Origin of the sequence: Serratia sp. BFP-2025 (genome assembly GCF_050880365.1) — a bacterium.
In the GTDB taxonomy this organism is placed as follows: domain Bacteria; phylum Pseudomonadota; class Gammaproteobacteria; order Enterobacterales; family Enterobacteriaceae; genus Serratia; species Serratia surfactantfaciens.
Genome location: NZ_JBPAFV010000001.1, coordinates 1,439,990 through 1,453,660, shown reverse-complemented (window position 1 = coordinate 1,453,660; position 13,671 = coordinate 1,439,990). Strand labels below are relative to the sequence as shown.

12 protein-coding genes are annotated in these 13,671 nt (G+C 60.0%); 5 read left to right on the top strand and 7 right to left on the bottom strand.

Annotated elements, in window-relative coordinates; genetic code table 11:
- Positions 1-10 precede the first annotated feature (10 nt).
- On the bottom strand, positions 11-916 hold the full coding sequence (locus tag ACRAWE_RS06790) for an alpha/beta fold hydrolase (RefSeq protein ID WP_043128968.1): 906 nt from the start codon (positions 914-916) through the stop codon (positions 11-13).
- A 185-nt stretch (positions 917-1,101) separates the two neighbouring features.
- On the opposite strand from ACRAWE_RS06790, the gene asr reads away from it, so the two are divergent.
- Together asr and ACRAWE_RS06780 are read left to right on the top strand one after the other, a co-directional pair.
- Entirely contained in the window at positions 1,102-1,377 is a 276-nt protein-coding gene (gene asr, locus ACRAWE_RS06785; protein WP_025302975.1) for an acid resistance repetitive basic protein Asr, read from the top strand.
- A gap of 294 nt (positions 1,378-1,671) precedes the next feature.
- On the top strand, positions 1,672-2,484 hold the full coding sequence (locus tag ACRAWE_RS06780) for a trypsin-like serine peptidase (protein WP_019452648.1): 813 nt from the start codon (positions 1,672-1,674) through the stop codon (positions 2,482-2,484).
- 83 nt (positions 2,485-2,567) lie between these two features.
- Here ACRAWE_RS06780 and hrpA read toward each other — a convergent pair whose 3' ends face one another.
- Positions 2,568-6,455, bottom strand: coding sequence for an ATP-dependent RNA helicase HrpA (gene hrpA, locus ACRAWE_RS06775; protein WP_432525150.1), 3,888 nt, complete (start codon positions 6,453-6,455; stop codon positions 2,568-2,570).
- Between the two features lie 269 nt (positions 6,456-6,724).
- Here hrpA and azoR point away from each other — a divergent pair, with 269 nt between their 5' ends.
- Positions 6,725-7,330, top strand: coding sequence for an FMN-dependent NADH-azoreductase (gene azoR, locus ACRAWE_RS06770; RefSeq protein WP_019452650.1), 606 nt, complete (start codon positions 6,725-6,727; stop codon positions 7,328-7,330).
- 119 nt (positions 7,331-7,449) lie between these two features.
- On the opposite strand, the gene ACRAWE_RS06765 is transcribed toward azoR, so the two are convergent.
- From ACRAWE_RS06765 to ACRAWE_RS06755, 3 genes are read right to left on the bottom strand one after another with little or no spacing between them, the layout of a single operon-like run.
- Positions 7,450-7,773, bottom strand: coding sequence for a YdbL family protein (locus ACRAWE_RS06765; protein ID WP_015377995.1), 324 nt, complete (start codon positions 7,771-7,773; stop codon positions 7,450-7,452).
- An 8-nt stretch (positions 7,774-7,781) separates the two neighbouring features.
- On the bottom strand, positions 7,782-7,979 hold the full coding sequence (locus ACRAWE_RS06760; protein ID WP_004930472.1) for a YnbE family lipoprotein: 198 nt from the start codon (positions 7,977-7,979) through the stop codon (positions 7,782-7,784).
- Entirely contained in the window at positions 7,976-10,588 is a 2,613-nt protein-coding gene (locus ACRAWE_RS06755; RefSeq protein ID WP_432525149.1) for a YdbH family protein, read from the bottom strand. The genes ACRAWE_RS06760 and ACRAWE_RS06755 overlap by 4 nt, the downstream gene beginning before the upstream one ends.
- A 468-nt stretch (positions 10,589-11,056) precedes the next feature.
- Between ACRAWE_RS06755 and ACRAWE_RS06750 the strand changes: the two genes are divergently transcribed.
- On the top strand, positions 11,057-12,049 hold the full coding sequence (locus ACRAWE_RS06750) for a 2-hydroxyacid dehydrogenase (RefSeq protein ID WP_019452652.1): 993 nt from the start codon (positions 11,057-11,059) through the stop codon (positions 12,047-12,049).
- A 51-nt stretch (positions 12,050-12,100) separates the two neighbouring features.
- On the top strand, positions 12,101-12,529 hold the full coding sequence (gene hslJ / locus ACRAWE_RS06745; protein ID WP_063919555.1) for a heat shock protein HslJ: 429 nt from the start codon (positions 12,101-12,103) through the stop codon (positions 12,527-12,529).
- A gap of 28 nt (positions 12,530-12,557) precedes the next feature.
- Here hslJ and ACRAWE_RS06740 read toward each other — a convergent pair whose 3' ends face one another.
- Entirely contained in the window at positions 12,558-12,812 is a 255-nt protein-coding gene (locus ACRAWE_RS06740; RefSeq protein ID WP_015377999.1) for a DUF333 domain-containing protein, read from the bottom strand.
- A 500-nt stretch (positions 12,813-13,312) separates the two neighbouring features.
- Complete coding sequence (gene ssmE, locus ACRAWE_RS06735) at positions 13,313-13,645, bottom strand: multidrug efflux SMR transporter SsmE (protein WP_025159776.1); 333 nt, start codon at positions 13,643-13,645, stop codon at positions 13,313-13,315.
- Between the last annotated feature and the right edge of the window lie 26 nt (positions 13,646-13,671).

Here is a 13,671-nt window from a genome sequence, read left to right as displayed (position 1 = left end):
GCTCCGCCTTTCATCCCAGCGCATGACGGGCGATCATCGCCGCCAGTTGCGGCCTCAACGACGCGGGCAGGTCATGCCCCATGCCCGGCATAATATGTAATTCGGCGTTGGCTACTGCGCGGGCGATCGCCACCCCGCCCGCCTTGCGCACCAGCCGATCGCGGTCGCCGTGAATGACCAGCGTCGGCGCGGCGATGCGTCGGCTGTAACGACGCAGATCGCCGCTGCCGAGCAGCGCGGAAAGCTGCCGCTGCATACCTTCCGGATCCACACCCCGCTTCAACAACCGCTTCACCAGCGCATCCAGCTCCGCCTCCTCCGGCGGATACATCGCGGTGCCAAGCGCGCGTAAAAAGGCTTTCATCCCCTCATGGCGCTGCTGCAGCGTCATATCCGCCGCGGGCCGGCGCACCAATAGCCACAGCAGCGAAGGCGCCGGCGGCGGCAACAACGGCTGGTTGGTGCTGGAGAACAAGATACACAACGAGGCGACGCGCTGCGGGTAGTCGGCGGCCAGCACCTGGGCGATCATTCCCCCCATCGAAGCGCCCAGCACGTGAGCCTGCGGAATACGCAAATGATCGAGCAGATGCGCCGCGTCCGCCGCCATATCCGCCAGGGTATAAGGCACCGGCGTTTGCCAACCGAGCTGGGCGCGCAACATCAGCAGCCACAACGGTTGCGTGCGCTGCCCCTGCGTCTTGCCGGAAAGCCCGACGTCGCGGTTGTCGTAACGGATCACCCGAAATCCCTTGGCCACCAGGGCGCGGCAGAAATCGTCAGGCCACAGCAAAAGCTGCGCGCCGATGCCCATGATGAGCAGCAACGGCGGATGCGTCTCATCGCCCCAGTCCTCATAGGCCAGCGGCACCTCACCCTGTTCAGTTACGCCACAACGAACCGTTATCTCGTTCATTTTAAATCCCTTTTATCGCGCCTGACGGTCATTATAGCAGCAATCCCCCCTGCCGCCGCTGCCCTGTACATTAGGTTACAAGCCGAAACCAATCACTCACGGAAAGCCGCGCGCCGTTTGCCTACTATCATCTCAACGGCCCCGCAGTGGGGTTGATACCCAAAAGTCATATTGAGGATTTTACGATGAAAAAAGTATTAGCTCTGGTTGTTGCCGCTGCAATGGGTCTGTCTTCTGTAGCTTTCGCTGCCGAGGCGGCCACCACCGCACCTGCGGCTACCGCAACCACCGCCACCGCTGCGCCGGCTAAAGCTCAGGTGAAACATCACGGCAAGAAAGCCCCGGTACAGAAAGCTCAGGCGGCCAAAAAGCATCACAAGAAAGCCGGCAAGAAAGCCCCAGCGCAAAAAGCCCAGGCGGCTAAAAAGCACCACAAGAAAGCCAGCCACAAAAAAGCGTAATGACGTGAGGGTCCCCTCACCGCTTCAGGCTTGACGTGTACGACACCCGGTTCGCCGGGTGTTTTTTCATCGGGGGGTTCTCATTGATGCTGCGCCGCTACCTGTTCGAGATCATTCTGACCGCCCTGATCCTTTGTGGACTGATCGCCGTCTTTTTTTATCTGTAGCCTGCCGCGCCGCCGGCGGGAAATTATTGAAAAATCAATTATTGCCCATCCACATGGCTGCTAAATCAGTCTATAGTTAGCATTCAGTGTGTTTATGGATGATCCGTATTTGTCAGGCAAGAGATCTATGCGCATATCCGTTTTACTGTTGCTGTGTTCACTCCCGTTCGTTGCCTCCCAGGCGGCACGCGCCGACGGCCCGTCCAAGGCCGAGCAAACGCGCCTGTTTTTTGGCAAAGATGAACGAATCAAGGTCACGGATACCGCCGCCCAGCCGTGGCAGGCCATCGGCCAGGTCGAAACCGCCAGCGGCAATCTGTGTACCGCCACGCTGATCTCCCCGCATCTGGCGTTGACCGCCGGTCACTGCGTGCTGGCACCGCCGGGGCAATTGGATAAGGCCGTCGCTCTGCGCTTCGTGGCGGGCGATAAATCGTGGCAGTATCAAACCGACAATATCGAGACCCTGGTCGACAGCAAGCTGGGCAAAAAGCTGAAGCCGGACGGTGACGGCTGGATCGTGCCGCCCGCCGCCGCCGCCTATGACTTTGCGCTGATCCGGCTGAAAGACAAGAAGCCGCTGCCGATCGCGCCGCTGCCGCTGTGGCAAGGCGACAGCAAAGCGCTGACCCAGGCGCTGAAACAGGCCAAAAGGCTGATAACCCAGGCAGGCTACCCGGAAGATCATCTGGATGATCTCTACAGCCACCAAAACTGCAAGGTGACCGGCTGGGCTCAACAAGGCGTGCTGTCGCATCAGTGCGATACCCTGCCGGGCGACAGCGGTTCGCCGCTGCTGCTGAAAACCGCCGACGGCTGGCAACTTATCGCCATCCAAAGCTCGGCGCCGGCGGCGAAAGATCGCTATCGCGCCGATAACCGCGCCCTGGCGGTACCCGGCATCCGCGAAGCCCTGGACGCCCTGGCGGCAGGCAAATAATCCCTACTCGGCGGCGCGTAAAGCGCCGTTTTTCTTGCACGGCAGATAACGCGCCGGCCGCTTGCCGACCGGCGCGCCAGCGTTTAGCCCGAAAGCTGCTCGATAGTTTGCAGAATGCGTTTGTCGGAGATCGGGTAAGGCGTGCCCAGCTGCTGCGCGAACAGGCTGACGCGCAGTTCCTCGATCATCCAGCGCACCGCTTTCACCTCTTCTTCCTGCTGCCGCTTCGGCGGCAGCTTGTTCAGCCACTGCTGCCATGCCTGCTGCACCTGCTCCACCCGCAGCATCTGCGCGCGATCGCGGTGCGGATCGATAGCCAGTTTCTCCAGCCGGCGCTCGATAGCCTGCAGGTAACGCAGCGTGTCCGGCAGGCGTTTCCATCCGTTGCCGGTGACGAAGCCGCGGTAGACCAGGCCGCCGAGCTGAGTCTTGATGTCCGACAGCGCCAGCGCCAACGACATGTCCACCCGGCCTTTCAGCCGCTTGTTGATGTTGAAGACCGCCGTCAGGATCTGCTCAACCTGCTTGGCCACCTCAACCACCGTGTCGTTCAGCTCGGCGCGGATCTGCTCTTGCAAACGCGCAAAGCCTTCTTCCTGCCAGACCGGGCCGCCGTGTTCGGCGATCAGCTTGTCGATGCCGCACGAAATGCAGTCGTCGATCAGCTCCAGCACCTTGCCGTACGGGTTGAAATAAAGCCCCAGCTTGGCCTTGTTCGGCAGCTTTTCATGCAGGTACTTAATCGGCGAAGGAATATTCAGCAGCAGCAGACGGCGCGTACCTTGCCACATCGCCTGTTGCTGCTCGCTTTCGCTGTCGAACAGACGGATCGCCACGCTGTCCTTCTCATCCACCAGCGCCGGGTAGGCCTTCATCGAATAGCCGCCGCGCTTCTGCTCGTAGAACGCCGGCAGTTGGCCAAAGCTCCAGACATGCAGATTGCTCTGCTCCAGCCCGTCATCGGCCACCGCCGACAGCGTCTCCTGCACCTTCTCTTTCAGCTGCAGGCGCAGAGCGGCCAAATCTTTGCCTTCACGCAGCGTCTGGTTCTTCTCGCCCACCACGCGGAAAGTCATTTTCAGGTGATCGGACACCTGATCCCACTGCCAGTCATCACGTGACACGGTCACGCCAGTCATGCGCCGCAGCTCGCGCTCCAGCGCGTCCAGCAGCGGCAATTCCAGCGCCGTAACCCGGCCGAGGAACGCTTCGGTGTAGTTCGGTGCCGGCACGAAGTTGCGGCGCACCGGTTTCGGCAGCGACTTGATCAGCGCGATCACCAGCTCACGGCGGATGCCGGGGATCTGCCACTCGAAGCCCTGCTCCTCCACCTGATTGAGGATCGGCAACGGAATGTGCACCGTCACGCCATCGGCGTCGGTGCCCGGTTCGAACTGGTAGCTCAGCCGCAGCTTGAGATTGCCCTGATGCCAGAAGTTCGGGTAGTCCAGCGCGCTGATCTTGTTAGCGCCATCCTTGATCAGCATCTCTTTTTCAAAGTTCAGCAGATCCGGCTGCTGTTTGGCCGCGCTCTTCCACCAGCTGTCGAAATGACGGCCGGAGACCACATCGTTGGGGATGCGGCGATCGTAGAAGCCGAACAGCGTTTCGTCGTCCACCAGAATGTCGCGGCGGCGCGATTTATGCTCCAGTTCTTCCACTTCGGCGCGCAGCTTTTGGTTTTCACGGAAGAAGGCGTGGCGCGTCTGCCAGTCGCCCTCCACCAGCGCATGGCGGATAAACAGCTCACGGCACAGCAATGGATCGATGGAGCCATAGTTGACCTGGCGCGCCGCGACGATCGGCAGACCGAACAGCGTGACCTTTTCGCTGGCCATCACCGCCCCTTGCGACTTCGACCAATGCGGCTCGCTGTAGCTGTGCTTCACCAGATGCTGAGCCAGCGGCTCGATCCATTCCGGTTCGATGCGCGCGGCGATGCGCCCCCACAGGCGACTGGTTTCCACCAATTCGGCCACCATGGTCCACTTCGGCGGCTTCTTGAACAGGCCGGAGCCGGGGAAGATCGAGAAACGGGCGTTGCGCGCGCCGGTGTATTCCTGCTTGTCCGCATCCTTCTGACCGATGTGCGACAGCAGGCCGGTCAGCAACGCGGTATGCACGCTGCGGTAGTCGGAAGGCGTGCTGTTGATCGGCAGCCCCAGCTCTTTCACCACCTGACGCAGCTGGGTATAGATATCCTGCCACTCGCGCACCCGCAGGTAGTTGAGGAAATCGTTGCGGCACAACCGGCGGAACTGGCTGGAAGAGTTCGCTTTTTGCTGCTCCTGCAGATAATCCCACAGATTGACGAACGCCAGGAAATCCGAGTCTTTGTCGGCAAAGCGACGGTGTTTTTCATCCGAAGCCTGCTGCTTGTCCATCGGGCGCTCACGCGGATCCTGAATCGACAGCGCGGCGGTGATGATCATCACCTCGCGCACGCTGCCGCTCTTCTGCGCTTCCAGCACCATGCGCGCCAGACGCGGGTCGATAGGCAACTGCGCCAGCTGCCGGCCCTGCGGCGTCAGCTGGTAATGGCCGTTGTCGGCGGTGGTGATCGCCCCCAGCTCTTCCAGCAGGCGCACGCCATCCTGAATGTTGCGCTTGTCCGGCGCTTCGACGAACGGAAACGCGGCGATGTCGCCCAGCCCCAGCGAGGTCATCTGCAGAATGACCGACGCCAGGTTGGTGCGCAGGATCTCCGGATCGGTAAACGCCGGCCGCGACAGGAAGTCCTGTTCGGAATACAAGCGGATGCACACCCCTTCCGACACGCGGCCGCAACGCCCTTTACGCTGGTTGGCGGAAGCCTGCGACACCGGCTCGATCGGCAGGCGCTGCACCTTGGTACGGAAGCTGTAGCGGCTGATGCGCGCGGTGCCCGGATCGATGACGTACTTGATGCCCGGCACCGTCAGCGAGGTTTCCGCCACGTTGGTGGCCAGCACGATGCGGCGGCCGTGGTGCGACTGGAACACCCGGTTCTGTTCGCTGTTCGACAGGCGCGCATACAGCGGCAGCACCTCGGTGTGCGGCAGATTGAGGCGGTTCAGGGCATCGGCAGTGTCGCGAATTTCACGCTCACCGCTCATGAAGATCAGAATGTCGCCCGGCCCTTCGCGCCCAAGCTCGTCCACCGCATCGAAAATCGCCTGCAGCTGGTCGCGATCGGTATCGTCGTCGTCGTCGACCACCGGGCGGTAACGCACTTCCACCGGGTAAGTGCGGCCGGAAACCTCGATGATCGGCGCATTGTTGAAGTGGCGCGAGAAGCGCTGCGGATCGATGGTCGCCGAGGTGATGATCACCTTGAGATCCGGGCGCTTCGGCAGCAGTTCACGCAGATAGCCGAGAATAAAGTCGATGTTAAGACTGCGCTCGTGCGCTTCATCGATGATCAGCGTGTCGTACTGCATCAGCAGGCGATCCTGCTGAATCTCCGCCAGCAAGATGCCGTCGGTCATCAGCTTGACCAGGGTGTTTTCCCCCACCTGATCGTTGAAGCGCACCTTGTAACCGACGCTGCCGCCGAGCGGGGTTTCCAGCTCGTCGGCGATGCGGTTGGCGACGGTGCGCGCTGCCAGGCGGCGCGGCTGGGTGTGGCCGATCAGCCCTTTCACCCCACGCCCCAGCTCCAGACAGATCTTCGGCAACTGGGTGGTTTTCCCCGAGCCGGTCTCCCCGGCGACGATCACCACCTGGTGATCGCGGATAGCGTTTAAAATGTCCTGCTTTTTCTGACTGACCGGCAGGCTTTCCGGGTAGGAAATGCGCGGGCAAGACGCGGCGCGCGCCTGCACTTTCTGCCGCGCCGCCGCGATGTCGCTTTCGACTTCGGCGGCGACCGCCAGCTGGGCATCGGGATTTTTGATTTTTCGTGCGCCCTGCAGGCGACGACGCAGGCGTTGTTGATCGCGGAGCATCAGCTCGCCCAGTTGGGCCGGCAGTGCCTCGAGCGGAGATTTCACGTTCGGTGTTCCTTGTTTCATCGCGGCCAAGACCAGGCTTAGCAACGGTTTAATGTTTTTTTAGCGATTTTTTTGCTTTAGCCGCACAGCGTATCACAAACGGCTTTTTCGCCCTACTTCCGCGAGCAAAGCCTCGGCATGTCATTCAATAAAATCGAACGAAGATCTCGAAATATTGCGCTATCACTGTCGGAAGAATGTGAATAGCATGTACTTCATGCAAGGGACGCTGAGTCCTGATGTCACTGTCACAACGTAAGGAATTATCGATGAGCAAAGTATTGGTTCTGAAATCAAGCATCCTGGCGACCTACTCTCAGTCTAACCAACTGGCCGATTTCTTCGTAGAGCAATGGAGCAACGCCCACAGCGGCGACACCATCACCGTACGCGATCTGGCCGCACAGCCAATCCCGGTGCTGGACGGCGAACTGGTTGGCGCGCTGCGTCCTTCCGATGCTCCGTTGACCCCGCGTCAACAAGAAGCGCTGGCGCTGTCGGACGAACTGATCGCCGAGCTGCAGGCCAATGACGTCATCGTGATTGCCGCCCCGATGTACAACTTCAACATCCCGACCCAGCTGAAAAACTATTTCGATCTGGTTGCCCGCGCCGGCGTAACCTTCCGCTACACCGAAAACGGTCCGGAAGGCCTGGTGAAAAACAAACGCGCCGTGATCCTGACCAGCCGCGGTGGTATCCATAAAGGCACCCCAACCGACCTGGTAGAACCTTACCTGCGTCTGTTCCTGGGCTTCATCGGCATCACCGACGTGGAGTTCGTCTTCGCGGAAGGCATCGCCTACGGCCCGGAAGTGGCCACCAAAGCCCAGGAAGACGCCAAAGCGGCCCTGTCTCAGGTGGTTGCCGCCTAAGATCCCGCGCAGGGGCGCCATGCCCCTGCCGGACAAGACGTCAGTCCTGTCAAACCTGCACTACCCTCATAATAATCATCTATCCGTATCTCTTGGCGCGCCAGACGGCGCGCTTTTTTTTATTTCTTCAGCCACTGGCCGTTGATGCCGCGCACATACTCGCCGCTCTGCGCACGCGTCACCAGCTTCTGCCCGGCCATGCGTGCCACTTCGTCGACGGCGATATGGTTGCCGTCCGCCACTTCCTGATACTTCTCGGCGCGGCCGGCGTTGATGCGCTTCACCAGCGCCAGCGTTTCCGCATCCTGTTTCACCGGCGCAATATAGCCGCTCAGGGTTTCGCCCACCCGCCCTTGCTGCTTCGCCTCATCCAGCGTCAGTGCCATCGCCACGCTGCTGAACAGCCAGGCGGCGCCAGCCAGCCACACATAACGTTTTTTCATGTCGGCTCCTAGAACAGACCGCTTTGGGTTTTCAGCAGGTTTTCGACGTCCTTATCCACCTTGATATGAATCTCATGCTCGATCTTGACGTTCATATTGATGGTGATCGGATCCTTCGGCGTCGCCACCTCGATGCGCGGCACGCAGCCGCTCAGCAGCGAAACGCACAGCACCGCTGCCAGCGCCGACACACTCATGATTTTCATTGTTGTTCCCCAGGTTGTGAGAGGGCCTGCTCCAGCCACTCCTGTAAATTGTCGCCGAAGCGCAAACTGCGCCACAGCTGAAACACGTTTTCCTGATGGCGATAGTTCAGGATCACCTCGCGCTTGGCGCTCTTCTGCGGGTTGATACCGTCGATGCGCGCGCTCAGCGTCAGCTCGCCCAGGTTATCGAGATCGACCCGGGCGTGCGAACGGTTGATTTCCATGTAGCGCAGCCAGTCGATCGCCGCGCCGGTCGCCAGGTTATTGCTGCCGATGGCGTCGGCCATGTCTTTGTCCAGCCGCAGCGTCAGTGTGCCGGCGTTGGCGATCCAGCCGTTTTGCACCAGCCATTTCGGGTGGTTCAGGAACAGCGGCAGCTCGCCGTCGACCCGGCCGGACATCGCGAACTGCTTGGGTTTCAGGGCGGTGAACAACGCGCTGAGATCGACCTTGTCCAGCTTCAGCACCGCGGCGTCATGCTGCGGCAACCGCAGCGCCGACAGGCTGATATGGCCGTTGAGCATGTCCACGCCGACGTTGCTCAACGTCAGCGGCCGCCCTTCGCTGTAAGGATAGGTGCCCTGCAGATCGGCGGAAATGTTCTGCATCTCGAACAGGTTGGTGAAAGACTTGATGCGCAGCGACACCGGCTGTTTAGCCCCCAATTGCCACTGATGCTGCTTGAACCGGTATGACAGGATGAAGTCCAGGCCGCTCATTTCCCCGTCTTTCAGCCACATGCCGCCGTTTTTCACCACCCAGTGGCCACCGGCCTCGAACCCTTGTTCGCGGGCGGCGGAGAACGCCGACTGGGCGTAAAATTCGCCGTCGCGCAGCGTGAGATTAAGATCCGGCGCCAGCAGCGGCTGGAAGACCTTCAGCGACTGTTTCGGCCACCAGCCCTCACCGCGCAGGCGTTCGCCGTCCCAACGGCCGCGCAGCGCAATCGGCCCGATCTGCTGCGCCTGCAGTTTGCCCTGCAACTGGAAACTGTCCGGCGAACGGCCATTCAGCTGCAGCGCCAGCACCGGCGCCGGCAGATGGCCGCCGTCGCTGAAGCTGACCTTATCCGCCGCCAGTTGTAATTCGCCGTTGAACTGCGGGTTTTGTTCATCACGCTGCCAGCGCAGCGGCTGATTGAGGCTCAAGCGCGGCGCGGCGACCGTCACCAGGCCATACTTCAATTTATCGAAGCCGGTGGAAAGCTTGTCGAGCACCAGCTCGCTGTCCTGCCAGCGGCCGCTGCCGGCGACGTCCCAGGCGGCCTGCAGCGGCGGCAAACGGCCATTACCCCAGTAACGCCATTGCCAGTCGCCCTTGTCTGGCCAGAAATCCTGCGCCTGGCCATCCAGGTGCAGCTTGAAACGCCCCCAGTAACTGTCGCTGGCGCTCAAAATAGCCTGCAGACGGCCGGTGATACCGGCGGCGGTCACTTTCACCCCCGCCAGCGGCAAGCGCGCCTCGTCCAGCTTCATTTCCGGGGACACTTTGCCCCACAGGCGCAGCAGCGAGCCCGGCTGCAGCACCAGCGTCGGGTTGAGAATGCTGCCGCCGATCACACCCGGGATCGACGCCGTGGTGGAGAAGTCGGCCAGATTGGCCTGGCCGGTCAGTTGGAAACGCAGATCGCTGTCGGTCAAGCCTACCTTGCCCGGCCCGAGGGTCAGCACCGCATTGCCCTTGCCATTGTGGCCGGCGGTGATCACGTTCAGTCGCGCGCTGATCTCTGTTTCATCCAGCCCTTTGCTCCAGTCGTGCAGCGCGACGCTCAGGCCGCCGTTCAACGGTTGCCCGCTGTACGGCCAGCGCCACTCGCCCTGCTTGATGCTGACGCGCTGCGGCGTCACTTCCCACGGCAACACCGCCAGCGGCCGATCGTCGCCTTTTTCGCTCACCGTCAACACGCCCTGCTGCTGTTGCCAGCGCATGTCCAGCAACACCGGTTTTTCCAGATAGGCGGTCTGCATTTCCCCCTGCAACGCGCCCTGCGTCGGCAGGCTGGCCAGATCCAGCGGAATGGTTATCTTGCCGGCGAGGTGCAGCGGTTGCGCACTGTTGGGCGGGAGGACGGTCAGGCTCTGCAACGTCAGCTGCTGTTTTTCATCCAGTTGCGCCTCGGCGCTGAGATTCGGCCCCTGATAATGCAGGCGTTGCCCATCAGTGCCGGAGGTAAGCTGCAGTTTGCCGGCATAGCGCTGCCAGGGAATGAGCGTCAGATCGTTAATCGTGAGATCCAGCGGCGGCAGCTGCCGCTGCAGCTGGTCGAGCGCCAGCGGCGTGCTGTTGTCGTCGCCGCCCGGCAGTTTTGACAAACAGGCGCTATCGACGCTGACCTTATCGCTCGACAGCTGCCAGCGGCCTTGCCGGTAAGCCAGTCGCGTCGGCCCGACGTTGGCCAGCAGGCAATCTTGCGCGCTGAAACGCGCCCCCGCCAACGCCAGACCGCCCTGGCGCCAATGCAATCCGCCCTGCAATTCCAGTCGGCTTCCCGCCGGCAACCAATGCGATAACACCCCCGGCAGCCAGCGCGGCAAGGTTTGCCACAACGCCAGCACCAGGATTGCGCCGCCCGCCACCGTCCCTATGAATACTTTCAATCGCCTGGTCATTAAATGATTGCTTCGTTCCTGAGTTAGGCATTCGTTAAGTCTATGCCTGAATTGACAATAATGATGGCACGAATTTGACATAGGGTGAAGCTGAGCGCGGTCGCAGAGGCGATTTGCACCCTTTTGGCGCAAACGTATGCGGGATTGTAGATTTTCGTTACATATACATCACATGAATGAGACAGTTTTCAGACTTTTGTTATTGTCGTTACCGTTGATGATTAATAGTCTTGCAAGCATTCTAATAAAAGTTTAGCTGCTAGCTAACTGTGTACTAGAGAAGCCATTCCCCACACCCCCGTGGGGATTTTTTTGTCACTCGCCACCACCGTCGCCTTCCCTTCACCGTACCAAGCCCCCAGCGCAGCCCGACAGCGGCGATTTTGACCCTGTCGGAAATGGCTAACCAATTGTCGAATTTACTAAAATCTGTTAAATTGATCACAAAATCACGGTGGAGAAACCACGATGAAATTGGCGATATACAGTACCAAACAGTATGACCGTAAATATCTCGAACTGGTGAATCAGCAGTTTGGCTATGAGCTGGAATTCTTCGACTTTTTACTCAGCAAAAAAACCGCCAAAACGGCCGCCGGGTGCAAGGCGGTGTGTATCTTCGTCAACGACGACGGCAGCCGTGAAGTGCTCGAAGAACTGGCGGCGCTGGGGGTCGAGATCCTCGCCCTGCGCTGCGCCGGCTTTAATAACGTCGATCTGGACGCCGCCAAAGAACTGGGCATCAAGGTGGTGCGCGTGCCGGCCTACTCGCCGGAGGCCGTGGCGGAACACACTATTGGCATGATGATGTGCCTGAACCGCCGTATTCACCGCGCCTATCAACGCACCCGCGACGCCAACTTCTCGCTGGAAGGGCTGATCGGTTTTAACATGCACAACCGCACCGCCGGCGTGATCGGCACCGGTAAAATCGGCGTGGCGACGATGCGCATTCTGAAAGGCTTCGGCATGAAGCTGCTGGCCTACGATCCATTCCCGAGCGAACAGGCGCTGGAGCTGGGTGCTGAATATGTCGATCTGAAAACGCTGTACGCACAGTCCGACGTGATCACCCTGCATTGCCCGCTGACGCCGGAAAACCACCATCTGCTGAATGCCGACGCTTTCGCGATGATGAAAAACGGCGTCATGGTGATCAACACCAGCCGCGGCGCGCTGATTGACTCGACCGCCGCCATCGACGCGCTGAAGCAACAGAAAATCGGCGCGCTGGGGATGGATGTCTACGAGAACGAGCGCGACCTGTTCTTTGAAGACAAGTCTAACGACGTGATTCAGGATGACGTGTTCCGCCGCCTGTCGGCCTGCCATAACGTGCTGTTCACCGGCCATCAGGCCTTCCTGACCGAAGAGGCGCTGACCAGCATTTCACAAACCACGCTGCAGAACATCAGCCAGTTGGATCGCGGCGAAACCTGCCCGAACCAGTTGAACGCCTGAACCTGATCTCAGGGCGCCGCCAAGGCGCCCTGTTTATTTGAGAGAGCGACGATGAGAAAAGTCACGACGACCGCCCTGGCGGCGTTGGCCTTAGCGGGGTGCAATATGAAACCGCACGCGACCGTCACGCCCGGCGACCTGCTGCATCATAATTTCGTGTTGCAGAGCGTGGATGGTGAAGCGGCAAAAGCCCCAACGGGCAGCGGCCTGCTCAATCTGGAGTTCGGCGAGCACCTGCACGTGTCCGGCACGATGTGCAACCGCTTCTTCGGGCAGGGGCAATTACGCGACGGTGTGCTGACAGTGAAACCGCTGGCCACGACGCGCAAGCTGTGCCCTGATGCGCAGCGCAACCGCTGGGATCACGTCATCGGCGCCGTGCTGGAAAACGGCGCCGACGTGACGCTAAACGCCCAACGGCTGACGCTAAGCGGCAGCGGCCACACGCTGGTTTATACCCTGCGCGACTGGGTGTATTGACCTGCGCGCCGGGTCAGGCGCCGCGGGCTTATCCGGCGCAGCTGCCCAGGCCCAGCGTGCGTTCCTCACACTGTTTGCCGTTCGGCATCTGGCACATGCGCAGCGCTTCGCCGTTCAAGTTGTGCGCGATGGTGGTGACGCCGCCGACCGCCGCGCAACCGGCGCTGGTCTGCAACGTATTGATTCTGGCACTGTTACCCTGCTGTACTGGCTCTTCGTTATTGCTGCTGCAGGCGGCTAAAAGCAGCACGGCGCTGGCAAGCAGCCATTTTGATGTCGTCATTATCCCACTCCTGAACCCGGAACTGCGCTGTGTAAAATCGCCATTGCTGATAACGCGCGTCACTTGGCGGACACGTTTCGCTATCTTTGATGCAAACTTGTTTAATCTAGCTCGATATATAAATAATGAAAATATATTCCGGCCATTATTTATCGTTTTTTTGCGCCGGCCGGACATTTATTTTGTTTGCAGAATATTTCCGCCGCGGCGCGAAGCGCCAAACGTGACGGCGCCACCCGCGGTCTGGGCCCGGAGGCAGGCAGAAAGTGATAACGTCACCGCTGCCGGCTGCGCCGCTTTTAGCGGCGATATGGGTATTAATTAGCCCCGCGTGCTTTCGCCATGACGGCGCATTTTTTGCTACCGGAGAGAACGATATTTACGTCTATGCTGACGGCGCTAACTAATTAGCATTCCACTATTTTCAGTGAATGATGGCTGAATTCTTCAACCGGCGCGGCTCGCTGCCACGCCGGCTTTTTTTTACATCAAAATAACACTCAGTGCACCGAGGCTTTCGACAGTAAATTAATCACCAGCACGCCGGCAATAATTAATCCCATGCCGACGATCGCCGGCCAATCCAATTTTTGCTGATAAACGAATACCGCAGCAACCGACACCAGCACGATCCCCATGCCCGACCAGATCGCGTACACGATGCCCAACGGCATGCTTTTCACCACCATCGACAGCCCCCAAAATGCCACGCCGTAGCCCAGCACTACCAGCAACGACGGCCACAGGCGGGTAAAACCCTCGGAGGCTTTCAACATGGTGGTGGCGATCACTTCTGCGACGATCGCCATCGCTAAATACATAAATGCGCTCATGGTTTTCTTCTGTCAGTTTACCGATA

What these genes read in the sequence shown, in the direction of transcription:
- ACRAWE_RS06760 (WP_004930472.1), bottom strand. Translation starts at nt 7,979, where the DNA reads ATGAAAATCATGAGTGTGTCGGCGCTGGCAGCGGTGCTGTGCGTTTCG.
- hslJ (WP_063919555.1), top strand. Translation starts at nt 12,101, where the DNA reads ATGAGAAAAGTCACGACGACCGCCCTGGCGGCGTTGGCCTTAGCGGGG.
- ACRAWE_RS06780 (WP_019452648.1), top strand. Translation starts at nt 1,672, where the DNA reads ATGCGCATATCCGTTTTACTGTTGCTGTGTTCACTCCCGTTCGTTGCC.
- azoR (WP_019452650.1), top strand. Translation starts at nt 6,725, where the DNA reads ATGAGCAAAGTATTGGTTCTGAAATCAAGCATCCTGGCGACCTACTCT.
- ACRAWE_RS06740 (WP_015377999.1), bottom strand. Translation starts at nt 12,812, where the DNA reads ATGACGACATCAAAATGGCTGCTTGCCAGCGCCGTGCTGCTTTTAGCC.
- ACRAWE_RS06765 (WP_015377995.1), bottom strand. Translation starts at nt 7,773, where the DNA reads ATGAAAAAACGTTATGTGTGGCTGGCTGGCGCCGCCTGGCTGTTCAGC.
- asr (WP_025302975.1), top strand. Translation starts at nt 1,102, where the DNA reads ATGAAAAAAGTATTAGCTCTGGTTGTTGCCGCTGCAATGGGTCTGTCT.
- ACRAWE_RS06790 (WP_043128968.1), bottom strand. Translation starts at nt 916, where the DNA reads ATGAACGAGATAACGGTTCGTTGTGGCGTAACTGAACAGGGTGAGGTG.
- ACRAWE_RS06755 (WP_432525149.1), bottom strand. Translation starts at nt 10,588, where the DNA reads ATGACCAGGCGATTGAAAGTATTCATAGGGACGGTGGCGGGCGGCGCA.
- ssmE (WP_025159776.1), bottom strand. Translation starts at nt 13,645, where the DNA reads ATGAGCGCATTTATGTATTTAGCGATGGCGATCGTCGCAGAAGTGATC.
- ACRAWE_RS06750 (WP_019452652.1), top strand. Translation starts at nt 11,057, where the DNA reads ATGAAATTGGCGATATACAGTACCAAACAGTATGACCGTAAATATCTC.